The 16,499-nt window shown below is 39.8% G+C and carries 11 protein-coding genes, 2 pseudogenes and 1 riboswitch; of the genes and pseudogenes, 4 read left to right on the top strand and 9 right to left on the bottom strand.

Translation table 11 applies throughout. The annotated features are described in order from the left end of the window. Window positions 1-84 precede the first annotated feature (84 nt). Window positions 85-603: pseudogene (gene thiW / locus NST20_RS03345) on the bottom strand (energy coupling factor transporter S component ThiW). A gap of 39 nt (window positions 604-642) precedes the next feature. Next, on the bottom strand, window positions 643-1,419 hold the full coding sequence (tenA, locus tag NST20_RS03340) for a thiaminase II (protein ID WP_342400066.1): 777 nt from the start codon (window positions 1,417-1,419) through the stop codon (window positions 643-645). 36 nt (window positions 1,420-1,455) lie between these two features. After that, window positions 1,456-1,545: riboswitch (TPP riboswitch) on the bottom strand. A gap of 260 nt (window positions 1,546-1,805) precedes the next feature. Here tenA and NST20_RS03335 point away from each other — a divergent pair. Further along, complete coding sequence (locus tag NST20_RS03335) at window positions 1,806-2,711, top strand: TIGR01777 family oxidoreductase (protein ID WP_327076450.1); 906 nt, start codon at window positions 1,806-1,808, stop codon at window positions 2,709-2,711. 47 nt (window positions 2,712-2,758) lie between these two features. On the opposite strand, the gene NST20_RS03330 is transcribed toward NST20_RS03335, so the two are convergent. The 5 genes and pseudogenes from NST20_RS03330 to NST20_RS03310 all read right to left on the bottom strand — a co-directional run bounded on the left by NST20_RS03330 (window position 2,759) and on the right by NST20_RS03310 (window position 9,091). Further along, window positions 2,759-3,073, bottom strand: a complete 315-nt coding sequence (locus NST20_RS03330; protein ID WP_237348977.1) for a hypothetical protein — start codon at window positions 3,071-3,073, stop codon at window positions 2,759-2,761. Window positions 3,074-3,159: 86 nt separating this feature from the next. Next, entirely contained in the window at window positions 3,160-4,257 is a 1,098-nt protein-coding gene (locus tag NST20_RS03325; protein ID WP_328194180.1) for a GH25 family lysozyme, read from the bottom strand. A gap of 505 nt (window positions 4,258-4,762) precedes the next feature. Continuing rightward, window positions 4,763-5,506, bottom strand: coding sequence for a class I SAM-dependent methyltransferase (locus NST20_RS03320; RefSeq protein ID WP_061086788.1), 744 nt, complete (start codon window positions 5,504-5,506; stop codon window positions 4,763-4,765). Window positions 5,507-5,976: 470 nt separating this feature from the next. Further along, on the bottom strand, window positions 5,977-7,431 hold the full coding sequence (locus tag NST20_RS03315; protein ID WP_342399540.1) for a transposase: 1,455 nt from the start codon (window positions 7,429-7,431) through the stop codon (window positions 5,977-5,979). Between the two features lie 362 nt (window positions 7,432-7,793). Then, window positions 7,794-9,091: pseudogene (locus NST20_RS03310) on the bottom strand (transposase). Window positions 9,092-9,972: 881 nt separating this feature from the next. Between NST20_RS03310 and NST20_RS03305 the strand changes: the two are divergent. Next, complete coding sequence (locus NST20_RS03305; protein WP_013860442.1) at window positions 9,973-10,740, top strand: PmeII family type II restriction endonuclease; 768 nt, start codon at window positions 9,973-9,975, stop codon at window positions 10,738-10,740. 180 nt (window positions 10,741-10,920) lie between these two features. Here NST20_RS03305 and dcm read toward each other — a convergent pair whose 3' ends face one another. Next, entirely contained in the window at window positions 10,921-12,261 is a 1,341-nt protein-coding gene (dcm, locus tag NST20_RS03300) for a DNA (cytosine-5-)-methyltransferase (RefSeq protein ID WP_013860441.1), read from the bottom strand. Window positions 12,262-12,515: 254 nt separating this feature from the next. On the opposite strand from dcm, the gene NST20_RS03295 reads away from it, so the two are divergent. Continuing rightward, window positions 12,516-12,881 (top strand): DUF4277 domain-containing protein, encoded by a 366-nt coding sequence (locus NST20_RS03295; protein ID WP_342399539.1) that lies wholly within the window; start codon window positions 12,516-12,518, stop codon window positions 12,879-12,881. A gap of 210 nt (window positions 12,882-13,091) precedes the next feature. On the opposite strand, the gene NST20_RS03290 is transcribed toward NST20_RS03295, so the two are convergent. Further along, the gene (locus NST20_RS03290; protein WP_342399897.1) at window positions 13,092-14,555 is read right to left on the bottom strand and encodes a transposase; all 1,464 of its coding nucleotides are present in this window, start codon (window positions 14,553-14,555) and stop codon (window positions 13,092-13,094) included. A 300-nt stretch (window positions 14,556-14,855) separates the two neighbouring features. On the opposite strand from NST20_RS03290, the gene NST20_RS03285 reads away from it, so the two are divergent. Further along, the gene (locus NST20_RS03285) at window positions 14,856-16,238 is read left to right on the top strand and encodes an IS1634 family transposase (RefSeq protein ID WP_342400403.1); all 1,383 of its coding nucleotides are present in this window, start codon (window positions 14,856-14,858) and stop codon (window positions 16,236-16,238) included. Window positions 16,239-16,499 lie beyond the last annotated feature (261 nt).

Here is a 16,499-nt window from a genome sequence, read left to right as displayed (position 1 = left end):
GATTTTGCTGGCATGGATTTTGACCGGCTGCTTGCAACCTGTATGTACCGTGGCAAATGCCTTCAATCCTCCGTGGTGCTTCGCTCAAAGCTTACGGTTGCTTACGGTATGATTGATCATTCTGTCCCACCCTTTATTTTTTTGTAAAACTTTTATCAAAACATAGCCAAAAATGGCCCCTGCAAAAGAGCTTAAAAAGAAGGCAGGGATAAATCCGAAAAGCGTTGACGCTTGGCCGAGTAAGAAAACAGCAATGGGATAACATGCCAAGGCACCGAGAATGCCTGTCCCCATGACCTCCCCAACAAAGGCAAAAATGAGCTTATTCGTCTTCGCGTACAGATAAGCTGCCAAAAACGCGCCGATCATGCTTCCCGGAAAGGCAAAAATACTCCCTGTCCCAAGCAAGTTACGTAAAAGCGAGGATATAAAAGCTTGCGCAACCGCATAACCGGGGCCGAGCAGAACAGCCGAGAGTATGTTGGCAAAATGCTATACCGGAAAAATTTTTGCAAAACCTACCGGGATATAAATCAAGCTGCTGGATACAGTTGTGATAGCCGCAATAACTGCAGTTGCTGTTATTTTTTGTGTTTTTCTCATTAGAACCAACCCTCCCTCCTTTTTAGTTGCGAATGAAAATCAGACCGGCCAGTCTTGTTTTTTATCGTTCATATCCCAAAATAAATACTCATACTTTGAGGCTATTTGGAAATGGTGTTCTAAGACTGCCAGTTCCGTTTCTGATTTTCCGCTTGCCAGTTGGTCCATTAAGTCAATTAACCACTGCGTTCCGGAGCCGAACGTTTCTGAAGAATAGGTTTCGATCCATTTCTTGTAAGGATTGGTCTCCAATGTGTCTCGATGATTTAATTTCAGCAGTTTCCCAATTTCCCAATAATCCCAGGCACACGGCAACAAGCAGGCAACAAGTTCAGCCAAGCTTCCATTGGCGGCCACTTGCAGCATATAACTTGTGTAAGCAAGATTGGCCGGCGTTGGTTGAGTTGCTTCTAAATCCGTGCGTGTAATGCCAAACTCGGCAGCGTATTGGCGGTGCAGTTCCATCTCAAAATGCAACGATTCATGGAGAACCGCAGCAAATCTCGTCATCATGTCCAGGTTACCCGCTTTCACAACACCCATGGCAAACAGTTTTGCGTACTCAACTAAATATACGTAATCCTGCTTTAAATAATAGATAAATTTATCTCTTTCTAAAGTTCCGTTCCCCAGTCCCACGACAAAAGGATGGTTATGGTTTTTCTCCCAAATCGGCTGGACATTTTGATATAGCCTTTCTGTAAAAGATCGTTTCAACAATGATTCCTCCTTGTTTACCGGGAAACCGATTGCGGTTTGCAGGCTGGTTTCTCCCTTTGCCCTAAGCAGCTTCAAAATAAAAAACCCGCCCTCCATCGGAAAGCGGGTGTATCAATTACAAATCATCAGGTGTAATTTCATTACCTACTTCCCTACGCTAGTACGAACTAGATCAGGTTCTAAGGGTACTTCTCAGCCAATCCGGCGCCCCTAGTAGACGATTGCGAATATTCATTTTCATTAATTTTACCATATCATAGTCCCGAATTTTGTGCAACAGGAGATTTATCATCCTAATCTTGATTAAAATGTCGTCTTCCATTAACTTTTTAATATCGGGACTGCTCCGGGAACATCACAGAAGGCTTTTTCCCATAAACAAGGACGAATGAGTTGGAAACCTTGATTTTTCATCATTCGTGCCCATTTATTCCTGACTTAAGTTGCAAACCGTGGTGAAATTTGCAGAACGGAGGGCAAAAATGAGGATTGTGATCGCTGGTGGGACCGGATTTATCGGGCGGAAATTAACGGATATGCTTCTTCGCGAAGGGCATGAAGTGGTCATTTTAACAAGGAAAGACAAGCAGCCGGCAAATCGTGTGCAGTATGTAAAATGGCTGGTGGAAGATGCTTCTCCCGAAAATGAAATAGGGAATGCGGATGTATTCATCAACTTGGCCGGCGTGTCCATAAACGATGGAAGATGGAGTGCCAAACACCAAAAACAAATTTATGAAAGCCGGATGTGCGCAACAGATGAAATGTTGCGCATCCTGTCTGCCATGCCGCGCAAACCGGCAGTGCTGGTCAATGCAAGTGCAATCGGCATCTATCCGCCATCACGCAATGCTGTGTATACTGAAAAATCATTGCAAAGGGCAAATGATTTTCTTGGCAGGACGGTATCGGGTTGGGAAGCCAATGCGAAGCAAGCAGAAAAACATGCCATCCGTACTGTCTTATTGAGATTCGGCGTTGTGCTTGGAAAGGAAAACGGAGCACTGCCCCTTATGGTATTGCCGTATAAATGGTTTGCTGGCGGCACAGTCGGTTCCGGCAATCAATGGGTCTCGTGGGTGCATATAACAGACGTAGTAAGATCGATCTTATTTGCTATTAAAAATGAGAACATCCGCGGCCCGGTCAATGTCACTGCCCCTTCGCCTATAACGATGAAGGCATTTGGCAAAACCATTGGTGCTGTTTTACACCGGCCGCATTGGCTTCCCGTACCTTCTTTTGCCTTGAAACTGGCACTCGGGCAAAAAAGCAGCCTTGTGCTTGAAGGCCAGCATGTACGCCCGGAAGTCCTCATGCAGGCAGGATTTGAATTCATGTTCCCGACGCTCCGGCAAGCTTTGGAAGATTTGCTTACAAATCCATAAGGGCAAAAAAGTACAGGCAACGAACGCCACGGCAGAAGGGCCCCTCTTCACACGCGCATAAAAATAAAGGTCTCCCAACAGCCGTCTTCCGCTGTTGGGAGACCTGGTTTCATCCTGATGGTAGGTCCCTGGTCTTTGTATTTCATTTCAACAGATACTAGAGGTACATGGCTATCCATTTGAAATCTGATACGCTTCTTTGCACCCCAGCCTGAAAAATACATCATTCGCGATTTTGATTTTCTGCACGCGCTTTTACTAGACTTTCCAACCTTCATTACCGTTTTCAATGTCATCAATGGCTGGCATTTCCATTCAGACACCACGTCCGGAAAATGCGCATGAACTTCAACCCATTTCATACATATGCCCCGCGTTTTATTTTTATCCATCATGTACACAAACAAATACTGTTTGGTTATCTGCCGTTCCATTTTTTACAAAAAACTTAGCCGCCAATGGCCTTGTTGTAAGTCAGATCGAAATCAAAATTTCCTTTTACGCCGTTGATCTTACAGTTTGTTTTACGATGCTGCCAAACGTCAGCCTGCATGCCGAGCGTTGCGTTATAACGTGCAATCCATAATAGATTCCCCTTGGGCAGTTTCGATGCATTTAAACGATTCTTGTAAAAATCGTAGTACGTATAGATCCCAGTATGTTGGAATCCTTTGCTTTTCAACTCGGTGATAAAGGCATCCACATAGCGGGTTAAAGTATCTTTGTTTTTCGATAGATTCTCGTATTCGACATCCACAAAAACATAGCCAATCTGTTGTTTCACAGGACTTAGCCTCTGCGCAAAATGGTCTGCTTCCTGTTTCGCGGCCGTTATGGAAGTGGCGTCAAACATGTGATAAACATGAACTTTTAAACCGGCTTTGGCTGCCGCTTTAACATCCTGGACAAAATAATCCTTGGTGCCCGTTTTTGGCAAATCGGTTCCCTCACTTGCTTTTATAATCGCATAGCTGAAATCCGCCGCTTTCACTTTTTTGAAATCAATCCCGTTTGTCCCGGATGGTTGCAAATATGATAAATCTATTCCCCGTTTGGCGTAGCGGACAATATGGGTATCGTAAGTTTGGGCATATCCGTAATAGCCGTCTGCATAACCAATGGTCAGCCAGTGGCCCTGTTTCGCATAAACGGTAACCGGCGTTGCGAGATAAAGCGTATTTTTCAATGTTTTTCCCGTACGAATGTCGTGCAAATACACTGTATCAGCAGCATAGCCGGTATACCACGCCTTTGGTCTGCCGTTTGCCACATATTTTTTATACGCATAGGCCGTTTTATTTTGAAATTGAACGCGGTAATAGCTGCCCGACGAACCGGTGACAAATACCGGTGCATTGCCGGGCAAAGTGCCAACTTTTTTGCCGGCGCTTGATGCTTTCGAAACAAGGTTCACCGATCTGGTTGCATGTTTGACAGTAATGGAAGATGCATGCGCCTTGATGAACAAACCATTTGAAAAAGTGGGGAATACAAAAGCGAAAGCCATTACAAAAGAGATCACGCACTTAAATCCAAATTTGACCATCTTGTCCCCCTATGAATATATGAGATTACCTTATTCTAACATTTAATATAAGGGCTGTCATCGCCAGAATGATGCTCAAGTGCTGTGAGATATCAGGACGTCCTATAGCAGAATCTGGGTCAGCCATGAGACGACCCTTGCATTTTTTAAAACGATGCTCAATCAATAGCGTTTGCTTCGACATTGACGGGCACTGATTCTGGCCCGGCCTAAAATAGTAGTACCGGCCACTTTCCCTAATTTGCCGCGTTTCGGCACTGTCCAGGAAATGGCCGAAAATGGTTAAAAATACTTCAATTTCAGGACTTATATATCATTTTTTCAGGTGCTCTATAGCTATCCTTTGAGGACGCCTCACAAACACATAAATATTGTTCAGGATTTAGTAAATAAAATTGAACATCCCCCTTTTGATACATTTCCAGACCTTTTAATTTTATGCCTGAAAAAATTGGGGAAAGTAGGCGGTTGGTCTTACCCGATGCCCTGCAGACGGGTCAATCAGCTAAATAGTTGCCTTCCATATTGTCCACCGGTCTTTTTCAATGATGTTATTTTCCTTTGTCACCTTTTTCTGGACATAATCGGTCAGCAAACTTAGTTCTTTATCATCCAGTTCATACAAAATGCTTCTTCCTGTTCTTTCACTTATGTCTTTTAATAATTGCGCTTTATTTTCGTGCACCTTTCTTGTTTCCCATAATTTAACTTCTTCAATTTTTTTGAACCCTGCTTCTTGCAAAGCCTCGATGACCGTTTGGCTGCTATGCCTGCGTTTTATTTCCTCATCAATTAATTTTGGAAATAACTCAAATAAATACCCTCTGATGTTTGTGTTATCTCCTTCTAATAAGCAATCATCGGGTGTGCGATCTTGAATAATAAAAACCCCGCCATCCTTTAACAGTCTGTGTGCTTCTTTAAAACAAGCATGCAAATCCCAAAGATGGTGTATTAACGCTCTTTCAATCACCAATTGAAAGCTTTGACTTTCTAAGCCTGTATCATAAGCGTTTCCGAGTTGAAAGGAGATATTTTTATAGTCTTTACAATTTTCCTTCGCTCCTTCAAGAATCGGTTCCGAAAAATCGATGCCTATAACAGTTTGAACGCCCATATCTGCCAGGGCTTTCGAATAAATCCCTCCTCCGCACCCGATATCTAAAGCGTTTGATATATGCTCGACAGTTAGCAGACTTTTCATCATGTCAATCCAGGAACGATCCGCAACACGGGTTGTATAAGTCAATCGATTTTGCTTACTGAGCTTTTTGCGATGTTAACAATTTTTCTTTCAATGCAAATAGAACACCACCAGAAATATAATATTGTCAGATAAATATATGCCCATTTTCACTATAAAGTCAATTTTGCACGCTTAAAAAATGTACTGTTATCAGATAATTGTTGAAAAAAATATAGAAATGTATCTAAAAAAAGGCGCACGAATCCAATGATCCACAAGCGCTTTTTTTGAAATTGATTTCCTTTGAGCCTCTGCCAAAATAAAAAATATACCCTTGAGCGAGGCTCTGGAAAATTAATTATCTCGTTTTTTGCCTTTTCTTCCAGATTTTTAAATTTAATAAAAATAAAATGGCTATTTTTCTCCAAAAAAGGGCATACGTATCCTGCCTTCACAAAATGGGTTTTTTTCACTACCCTTTGTGGAAAGGAGACGCTGCATTTGACTTATTCACATATCCACCTGTGAATAACTTAATTCAGTCGATGGCGTGTCCATCCACAATTGGCCTTTCCTGTCTGATGATACGCCATATTTGCCATGATATGCATAGATATCATGCAACGATCCACATGCGCTTCAACTGCCTGTTTTCCACGCTTGTGAACACGACGGAGACTATATCCGTCTTTTAGAATGCCAAAGATTCGTTCGATGATCGTTCTGGCACTATATAACACTTTAAATTTCCGCCCATGTTGGGGCAACTCGACGTCTACTTGAGGCGCTTGATCAAAGTCCAGCCGAAATACTCTTCCTTGTGCTGCCCCATTACAACATTCCACGTGATTCGACAGCGGGCAGGTGAGTCCTTCTTGCCTAGCATTTGGATGAAATACAGGACAAGTGTAAATATATTGCCCCTTTTCCCGATCAGATCCTCTAAGGTCCATTTTATGTTCACTGATACAGATGGGGGTGCCGTACCGATTGATTTTTTCAATTCCCCGGGCGGAAGTTGGTTTATCTTTACGGTTCCGTGGGTTGATGGGTGCCACCAATTTCGCCTGTAATACGTCCTTTGTCACTTTTTGATTTTCCGGCGTTTGGTAGATTCCATCTGCCAAGATAAAGTCCAACTGCTCAGCCATCTCGGGGTGCTCCGCCTTAAACGTCTCCAATGTCGTTTCTAATGTTTTCCCATCAGGTGTATTTCCTTTGAATACTTCCCGCGTCAAAGGCAAGCCGGATTTCACCCCGCATACCATTGATAATTTATGCGCAATATAGGAAACTGCATTACTTTTACGCATTACCCCTACATTGTCGTCCGTAAGGACTTTGGGGCAATCGCAATCACCCTCACAAGAACACGTCTTCCTTGTTTTATTCAAGGTTGCTTCTGCCTCTATATGCGATGTATCCACGGCGGCTGCTTCCTCATTCGTTTCAACCACGCCTTCCCCTTTATTATATTCAACAACCAATAGCCGGGCTTTTTCCCAAAGACCATTTGTTGTCATGATTTGATCAAAACGAGCAAAGGAACGGTAGCTCGGAATTTTCTCCGTAAATCCACACATGGTGGCAAATAGCGGGTTTGATTTCACTTGCAAATAGACACTCTCCACCATCACTTCAATATACTGTAAAGAGGCCAGTTCAAAAGCACGAAAAAAGGGCATGAAAGGATGCGGTTTTCTCCCTGCGGGAGAGGGACGAAATAATGAAGACGCAGACTTGTCTTCTTCCTCCGTTATTGAAAATAGTGCCGGTTGTATTTCATTAGAAGGATCATGTGCTCTTTCATTTTTTAGGTGCAAATATAAAAGGGTGTAGTATTCTCGTTCAATCGGCTTAAAAATCTCCCATGGGAAACACATGGCTGGAATGACAAATGGTATATCGGCATAGTCTTGCCAATTGTGGGGAATCAAATTTTGTTGTATTGATAAATCTCTGGTTTGTGTTAGAATAGAAGTAGTCATGAAATCACTCCTTGGATACTGGATATTGGGTAGTACTTATATCTTACCAAAGGAGTGACTTTCATGGCACTTTTTTTTCAAAAATAATTATGTTTTTCCATTTTACAATATTTACCAGGGGAATGAGTAGCCTAATCTATTAAAACTCGTCTAAAACCGACTGAAATGGAAAAATTCAGATATTGATAATAAGCGAATTTATCCACTGAAATTAAAACTCACCATTTTTTCTTTTATACTTGTCATAATATTCGTGCAAATACCTTTTTCTATAGTGGAATAAATCCACGATCTTTAATTGTCTGACTGCCTACTGCTTCAGGAGATACAGCATTTTGGCAAAGGCTCTTTATATGGATAAGTTAAGAAACGAGGCTTCTCATTTTTTCAGCCTGGTTCTCTTTGATCCGGCCTAAGGCCATGGCTAACATGACACAGAGTGCCAGTCCACAACGCAGCTTCATTTTAGCCATTCCCCGAATTGTATGAAGTTCAAAGCCGAAAGAAGTATCAAGCCGGCTGTTCACGCGCTCTACAGCTGTACGTCTGTTGTATTCTTTTTTCCACTTATAGCTCGATCGATCAATGGGTGTAAAAATACGCCTGTCTTCAGATAATGAGATACGGAGCCCTTGTGCCACGGGGCATTGAGCCTTGCCTTCACATGTCACTCCCATTTGTTTCGCCGGGCAAAGTTTTTTTAGTTTCTGGCGGTCTTTCTCAAATCCCCCGTTGCACATTTCCCGTTGTTTACCTGTTTCAGGGCATATACGCAGGATACGGTTCCTTTGTAGTTATAAACGACGTTTTCCTTTCCCGGGAGTAATCGTGTTTTGTCGGGGTCTTTCCACATATTGCGAATATCAATGATGGGCTTAATCTTATACGTATCCCAGAGTTTCGTAATCAGCTTCGTGTCATCATAACCCCGGTCTCCCGCCATCGTTTCCGCTGTTTTCAGAAGCTTTGGCTGCTTTTCTTCCATTTGCTCTAAGAGTTTATGCCCTTCCGTAATGTCTGACTCAGACGCTTTTGTAACCTTGAATGTTACCGGTAACTCGTAGGTTGCATCCACCACCAGATGCAGTTTGTAGCCAAACCATTTCACAACTTTTTGCCATGGGTTGCCTTCTTTTGTCACACCACTGTAAACCTTCTGGCTATGATTTGCATCCAGATCCCGGCGGCCATCCTTGGTTTCATGCTTGTTCGGATGTTTAGAAAACGATGAGATCGCCTTGCTGTCGATTGCCAAGCGTTTACCAAAATCCGGCAACCGTTCCAGGAGCTGTTCTACCAAAGTCTCAAACATTTTATCCATCATTTCTTCGTCACGGATTAGGGATTTTAGAAAGCGCGTATAGGCATATGAAGTTGGAACCTGCCCTTCAAAGCCACACATCTCCCTTAATTGGCCATTACGGGAGAGTTCACGGCGTAATTTCTCAATGCTTTCATGTTGAAATACAATGCCTGCCAAGATAGAATTCCACATGGCACGAACGGGGTAGTCATTACGACCCTTCCCCCTTTTCTTTTCAAGGCTTTGCATGAACGCTTCATCAGGCATGTAGTCCAGTACAAGGCGAAGACGGTCTAAATCTCCAAGAATCTCAATTTCTTTCCATGTAAACAGACTCATTTGTGGTATAATAGCCATACAGGTGAACCTCCCAGTGTTAACTCCCAGTGTTAAGATGTTAGTCCTAAAACTATTTTAACCTACTGGGGAAACGGGTTCACCTGTTTTTGTTTCAGTGGGGTGGAATTTTTGTCCACTCCTTATTTTTTTATCATTTTTGCTTGTTTCCCCCTCTTTTTAGGGGGAAAATTTTTTTATCCTTTTTTCAAACCCTTGGGCTACAAGGAGTCTGTAACATCGCAATTACCTCGTACGGTTGCTCCCGAAGAAGAAATGTGATGATCCACGTATTCACGCCTTTATTATGCAAAGATGAGTTGAATAACAGTTCAGAAAAAAATTAATTTTCCTTAGCCTTTATGGAAACGATTTCTAAATGATGCTATAATAAAATTGTTTAAAGGCTTGGTCTGGGCATAACATGAATGATGAATGGGGGTGTGCGGCTTGAAAAGCTTCTTTTTATCTAAAACGTTTATTATTACTTATTTGATCGTCTTAGTTGCATTTGCATTACAAATAATGTCTCCAGGTATAAATGTTAATTATATTGCCTTGATCTTTGGATCTTTTGTGATCGCTGCAGTAATCACATTTATAATAAAAGCATTCATCAAATTAATAGATGTAATCACGAAAAAAACATCTTAAAAAAGTTCTTAATATGGAAGATTATAGTCTATTTGGTTATTTATCCGTTAGCATATAAGGAACATCTCTTCTACTGGTAATGTTTTTGTCAAAAAGGAAGATGTCATTTCATTTATTTATGCCCGGGTTGGGAGTAAGCCGATCATGAATACTTTTTGCAAAATACAACTTTCGTTTATGAGAGGAAAATAGTAATATTGAAATAAAGAGTATTTTTACCTATTAGAGCAAAGGAAGGAAGGACAAAAGTGAGTAGTCAATATGATGAAATTATTGAGAAAGCAAAAGAATTTTTTAGAAAGGAAATTGCTCCTAGCCATATTTCCAATACTGAAAAACTAACTAAGTTAAAGGAATTCCATCTTAATCCTTTTTTAGACAGGTATAAGGCTAGTTTTTTAACTGGTAATGATGACCCCAAAAGCATTGCAAAAGCTCTCATTTATCCAAGAGTTTTAGGTACATCTATAAATACTACTTTTGGTAACAAGCTGCAAAAGTTTTGTAGCGAGGTTTTAGAGGGCTTTGCGTCAACTACATCAGGGATTGACATTGAATTTATTGATAAGTCAGATGGTAGGAGAAAATATTGCCAAATTAAGGCGGGACCAAATACAATCAATAAAGATGATGTTGAAACAATAAAAGGGCATTTTGCGGGAGTAAAAAATCTTGCTAGAACTAATAACCTTAGCGTTGGATTAAATGACCTTATAGTCGGTGTATTTTACGGAACTCCTAAAGAGCTAAGTGGACATTATAAAAAAATTAATCAAGAATACCCTGTCATTGTTGGAGCGGAGTTTTGGTATAGGCTTACTGGTGAAGAGGACTTTTACGATAGACTTACTGGTGCTATTGGAGAGGTTGCCTCAGAATATGATGGTACTGAATTAATGGATAAAGTAATTAACTCCCTAGCTATAGAGATTGAGGAGAGCCTTAAACCTAAGGAGTTAGAATCTAAAGTTGAAAAAAAGCTAGTTGCCGAGGATAAAGAAAAGTATGATTTTTAAGAATAGGATGGATGGATGTGTTTAAAGCATCCATCCCCTTTTATTTCTTTATTATTCTCTATTCAATTTTGTAATTCGCTACTGCCTCATCAAAAATCCTATATCTAATAGATACTTCCTAGCTAGTAATATGAAAATCAGTCTAACTAATAATTTTACAGAAGCTGAACTGACTCCAATTTATTTAATTTGATTCAATACATTTATAATGGATAATCCTACAGCCTTAGCCATGTTTACAGGAACAGCATTTCCTATTTGTTTATAAGCATTAGCTGTAGAGCACTCAAACTCCCAACTATCGGGAAAACTTTGTATTCTTGCATATTCCCTAACTGTTAATGGTCTAGTTTCATCAGGATGACATCTCTCAGTTTGTTTCTGAGCGGGTGAGCAGGTTAATGTTAGCGATGGCTCATCCCATGATAATCTTCTAGCCATTCCTGTTCTACCTCCTCCTGAGTAGTAACTTTTGCCCATGTACTCCTTGGCCACTTCTTCAGGTAGGTCTCTCCAATATCCCCCGGGAGGTACGAGGTCTAAAACTTTCCTTTTAGACTCGGGATATTTAACCCCATCAGATGGTGGAACATCTTTGAGAACATCCCTTAAAGTAAGCTTATATCCATAGGGTTTAGGTAAATAGTATTTAAGATTATACTTTTCAACTAAATCATTTCTAATTCCGATGATTACAATTCTTTCCCTTTTTTGAGCCACATCATAATCTAATGCTCTTAATACATGCCATTTAACAGTATAACCAATGTCAGAAAATACTTTTATCATCAGAGCTAATGTTCTACCATTATCATGATTTACTAATCCTTTAACATTTTCAGCTAGGAACATCTTAGGCAGTAGTTGTTTTAATATTTGTGCATAATAGTAAAACAGTGTACCTCTAGCATCAGATAATCCCATCTTCTTTCCTGCATAACTAAAAGCTTGACAAGGATAGCCTCCTGATAATAGATCCAGTTCTCCTATAGGAACATCAAAAAAGTTTCTGATGCCTTGCTCAGCAATCTTTATTACATTCTCCTCAACAACATTCCAATTAGGCCTATTTTTTCTTAGAGTCTGACAGGCATGTTTATCAAGTTCTACAAGACCCTTAGCATGGAACCCAGCCATTTCAAGACCAAGAGCGAGACCTCCTGCTCCCGCAAATAGTTCAACAACTGAATAGTCTTTATTTGGTTTTATTCCTCTAACTTCTACAAAGTCATGCCCCTCAAAGTCTGCTGTATTGATTTCTTTTTCTTGAGACTTCTCTAAAAAATCTGTACTATCTAGGGGTAATTCTAACTGTTCTGATTCTATTATATCCTCAAAGTTTACACCCAAGAGCTCACACAGTTTCATTGCATTTGATTTAATAGGATTAAAATTAGGAGAGAGTATCATTGAAAGCTGACTTTTGCTAATGCCTAGTTGCTCTGCTAACTGCTTTTGTGTAGATATATTATTTCTTTTCATATGTAATCTTACCTTTTCCTTACTGATTGTATAAGCCAAGTTAATAACCCTCCTTCAAGTTAAAAATACATTTAACTTTTATATGGTTATTATGAATGAATATCCATTTTAAGTCAACCATTTATTATGAGCCCTTGCCAAAATGCTATATCCCCTGAAACTGTAAGCAGTCAGACAATTAAACGCATATTCCGCACGTAAATTTTTCCATTTTAAGATTTTTTTAAAGGAATTTTCTCCTTCTTTGTAGAATTGAATGATTATCTAAACTAGGGGAAGACGAGGAAATTTTTATGTCAGATCAAATTTTAACCTTACATGTGGGGCCGTCTCAACTTTTATCTAAACTGTGTGATGAAATAGAACTCGAAAAAACCATTAATGATTTAGTCAAATGGGATTCTGTCCGTTGTCATATCTCACCCGGAACAAGGATTAAAGCCCTTGTCTTAAACATTTTATGCAGTGGCAAGCCCCTTTATAAGGTTCATGAATTCTATCAAAACCTAGATTCTGAGATGCTTTTCGATACATCGGTTTCACCCGATCAATTAAATGATGATGCATTAGGAAGAGCATTAGATTACTTGTATAAAGCCGAAGCATGGAAAGTATATTCCACCCTTGCATTAAAAGCATTAGAGCCTCTGCCAAAATAAAAATATACCCTTGAGCGAGGCTCTGGAAAATTAATTATCCCGGTTTTTTTGCCTTTTCATCCAGATTTTCAATTCAATAGAAGTAAAACGGTCATTTTCCTTCAAAAAAAGGGCATACGTATCCCGCCTTCACAAAATGGGTTTTTTTCACTACCCTTTGTGGAAAGGAAACGCTCATTTTATTTATTCACATATCCACCTGTGAATAACTTAATTTGCTCTTTGCAGCCGATTGCGTGTCCATCCACAATTGGCCTTTCCTGTCTGATGGTACGCCATATTTGCCATGATGTGCATAGATATCATGCATCGATCTACATGAGCTTCAACTGCCTGTTTCCCACGCTTGTGAACACGACGGAGACTGTATCCGTCTTTTAGAATGCCAAAGATTCTTTCGATGATCGTCCTGGCACTATATAACACTTCAAATGTGCGCCCATGTTGAGGCAACTCGACATCTACTTGAGGCGTTTGATCAAAGTCTATCCTAAATACTCTTCCTTGTGCTGCCCCATTACAACATTCCGCGTGATTCGCTAGCGGGCAGGTGAGACCTTCTTGCTTGGCATTTGGATGAAATACAGGACAAGTGTAAATATATTGCCCCTTTTCCCGATCAGATCCTCTAAGTTCCATTTTATGCCCACTGATACAGATGGGAGTGCCGTACCGGTTGATTTTTTCAATCCCTCGGGCGGTAGTTGGTTTATCTTTACGGTTCCGTGGATTGATCGGTGCCACCAATTTCGCCTGTAATACATCCTTTGTCACTTTTTGATTTTCCGGCGTTTGGTAGATTCCATCTGCCAGGATAAAGCTCAACTGCTCAGCCATCTCGGGGTGCTCTGTCTTAAACGTTTCCAATGTCGGTTCTAATGTTTTCCCATCGGGTGTATTTCCTTTAAATACTTCCCGCGTCAAAGGCAAACCGGATCTCACCCCGCATACCATTGATAATTTATGCGCAATATAGGAGACTGCATTACTTTTACGCATTACCCCTACATTGTCGTCCGTAAGGACTCTGGGGCAATCGCAATTACCCTCACAAGAACACGTCTTCCTTGTTTTATTCAAGGTTGCTTCTGCCTCTATATGCGATGTATCCACGGCGGCTGCTTCCTCATTCGTTTCAACCACGCCTTCCCCTTTATTATATTCAACAACCAATAGCCGGGCTTTTTCCCAAAGACCATTTGTTGTCATGATTTGATCAAAACGAGCAAAGGAACGGTAGCTCGGAATTTTCTCCGTAAATCCACACATGGTGGCAAATAGCGGGTTTGATTTCACTTGCAAATAGACACTCTCCACCATCACTTCAATATACTGTAAAGAGGCCAGTTCAAAAGCACGAAAAAAGGGCATGAAAGGATGCGGTTTTCTCCCAGTGGAAGGGAGATGAAATAATGAAGACGCAGACTTGTCTTCTTCCTCCGTTATTGAAAATAGTGCCGGTTGTATTTCATTAGAAGGATCATGTGCTCTTTCATTTTTTAGGTGCAAATATAAAAGGGTGTAGTATTCTCGTTCAATCGGCTTAAAAATCTCCCATGGGAAACACATGGCTGGAATGACAAATGGTATATCGGCATAGTCTTGCCAATTGTGGGGAATCAAATTTTGTTGTATTGAAAAGTCTCTGGTTTGTGTTAGAATAGAAATAGTCATGAAATCACTCCCTGGATATTTGGTCGTACTTATATCTTAACAAAGGAGTGGCTTTCATGGCTCTTTTTTTTCAAAAAAAATCATCCTTTTCCGTTTTACAATATTTACCACAGGAATGAGTAGCTTAATCTATTGAAACCCGCCCAAAACCGACCAAAGTGGAAAAATTTAGACACTTATAATAAATAAATTTACCCCATTAAAATCAAAAACTCACAATTTATTTTTACATTTGTCATAATGTTCCTACAAACGTCTTTTTTCTTTAGTGGAATAAATCAACGACCTTTAATTGTCTGACTGCTTACAGTTTCAGGGGATATAGCATTTTGGCAAGGGCTCTTAAAAAAATTGAATCTTCCTATTGGTGTACTCCATAACGATACAACATCAATTTCTGTTTACGGTGAATATAAACAACCGAAGGAAGATGGACTGCAAATTACGTACGGGTATAGTAAGGCCCATAGGCCTGACTTAAAACAAATCGTTCTGGGGATGGGGGTCACACCTGAACGAATTCCTATTCTTGCAAAAGTAGAAAATGGGAATACTTCGGATAAATCTTGGAATGTGGAATTCATTCAAAAGATGAGAAAAATCCTTTCCCATGAAGATTGGAAAAATCTCATTTATCAAGCCGATTCTGCATTAATCACAACGGAAAATCTAGCGGAAATTCAACAACAAAATTTATCGTTTATTTCCCGTTTACCTGATACATTCGGTTTAAGCACAGAACTAAAGAAAGAGGCATGGTTGCTCAATAACTGGGAAAGGGTAGGCTCACTTAGCAATAAAAAAGACGCAGCTATTTACCAAATTCAAGCTTTTGAAAGACAAATTCAAAACCTTCCTTACCGGTTTCTTGTTGTCCACTCAAACAATTTAGATCAACGAAAAGAGAAAACCCTAAATCGGGCGATCGAAAAGGAAGAAATAAAATTAAAAAAAGAGATAGAAAAACTAAGTAAAGTTATCTTTCATTGTAAAGAGGACGCACTAGAAGCAATTCAATCTTTTAAGAAAAAACAAAAGGCTTCATATTTCTGTTATAAACTAAACGTCCAGATGAGTGATCAACCTATCAAACGAAAAAAGAGAGGAAGACCTAAAAAGGACGAACAGACAAAACGAGAACAAATCTATCAGATACAACTGGAATCGTTTGAAAAAGATCATGATTTTATCGAAAATAAGAAAAGAATGCTCAGCACTTTTGTTTTAATCACAAATAAATTAGACGAGGAGACACTATCCAATCAAGAAGTTTTGAGGGTTTATAAAGGACAGTCGGCCGTTGAGACCCGTTTCCGATTAATCAAAGATTCACAAATGATTGATGCCATTTACTTGAAAACCCCGGAAAGGGTTGAGGCCTTAGGGATTGTGTATGTGATGGCTTTATTAATCTATGGAATTTTAGAATATCGAGTTAGAAAAGAACTGAAAGAAAAGAACCTATCTCTAATCTTGAAAGGAAAAAGGAAACTCTATCAACCCACAGGTCAAGCATTGTTAGAGCAATTAGAAGATATCACCGTGATCCTTATAAATCAAAATCGACAAAAATTAAGGCTCTTACCCGATAATATTGATTCACAAGCCAAAAAAATCATTGAATTATGCGGGTATGATCTATCAATATACGTGTCAAAAAATGTCGAAAACAAAGGCGAATAACACACAACAGGAGGAATTCATGAAAAGAATGTCGAATTCAATAGAACTTTATCGAAAATTCCTCAAAAATAAGAAGATATCATCTCACCAAAATGTTTAAATATAGTTCATTCAAAAATTAAAATGAATTTTATTTAAGACGTGCGAAATGTGGGATTACAGGTCGTTGATTTATTCCACTAAAGAAAAAAGACGTTTGTAGGAATATTATGACAAATGTAAAAAGAAATTGTGAGTTTTTGATTTTAATGGGGTAAATTT

The sequence above is a fragment of the Weizmannia sp. FSL W8-0676 genome, assembly GCF_038593015.1.
GTDB classification, from domain to species: domain Bacteria; phylum Bacillota; class Bacilli; order Bacillales; family Bacillaceae_C; genus Weizmannia; species Weizmannia coagulans.
This window is presented reverse-complemented; position numbering and strand designations above follow the sequence as displayed.

What these genes read in the sequence shown, in the direction of transcription:
- tenA (WP_342400066.1), bottom strand. Translation starts at nt 1,419, where the DNA reads ATGGAGGGCGGGTTTTTTATTTTGAAGCTGCTTAGGGCAAAGGGAGAA.
- NST20_RS03335 (WP_327076450.1), top strand. Translation starts at nt 1,806, where the DNA reads ATGAGGATTGTGATCGCTGGTGGGACCGGATTTATCGGGCGGAAATTA.
- NST20_RS03330 (WP_237348977.1), bottom strand. Translation starts at nt 3,073, where the DNA reads ATGAAATGGGTTGAAGTTCATGCGCATTTTCCGGACGTGGTGTCTGAA.
- NST20_RS03325 (WP_328194180.1), bottom strand. Translation starts at nt 4,257, where the DNA reads ATGGTCAAATTTGGATTTAAGTGCGTGATCTCTTTTGTAATGGCTTTC.
- NST20_RS03315 (WP_342399540.1), bottom strand. Translation starts at nt 7,431, where the DNA reads ATGACTACTTCTATTCTAACACAAACCAGAGATTTATCAATACAACAA.
- NST20_RS03295 (WP_342399539.1), top strand. Translation starts at nt 12,516, where the DNA reads ATGTCAGATCAAATTTTAACCTTACATGTGGGGCCGTCTCAACTTTTA.
- NST20_RS03290 (WP_342399897.1), bottom strand. Translation starts at nt 14,555, where the DNA reads ATGACTATTTCTATTCTAACACAAACCAGAGACTTTTCAATACAACAA.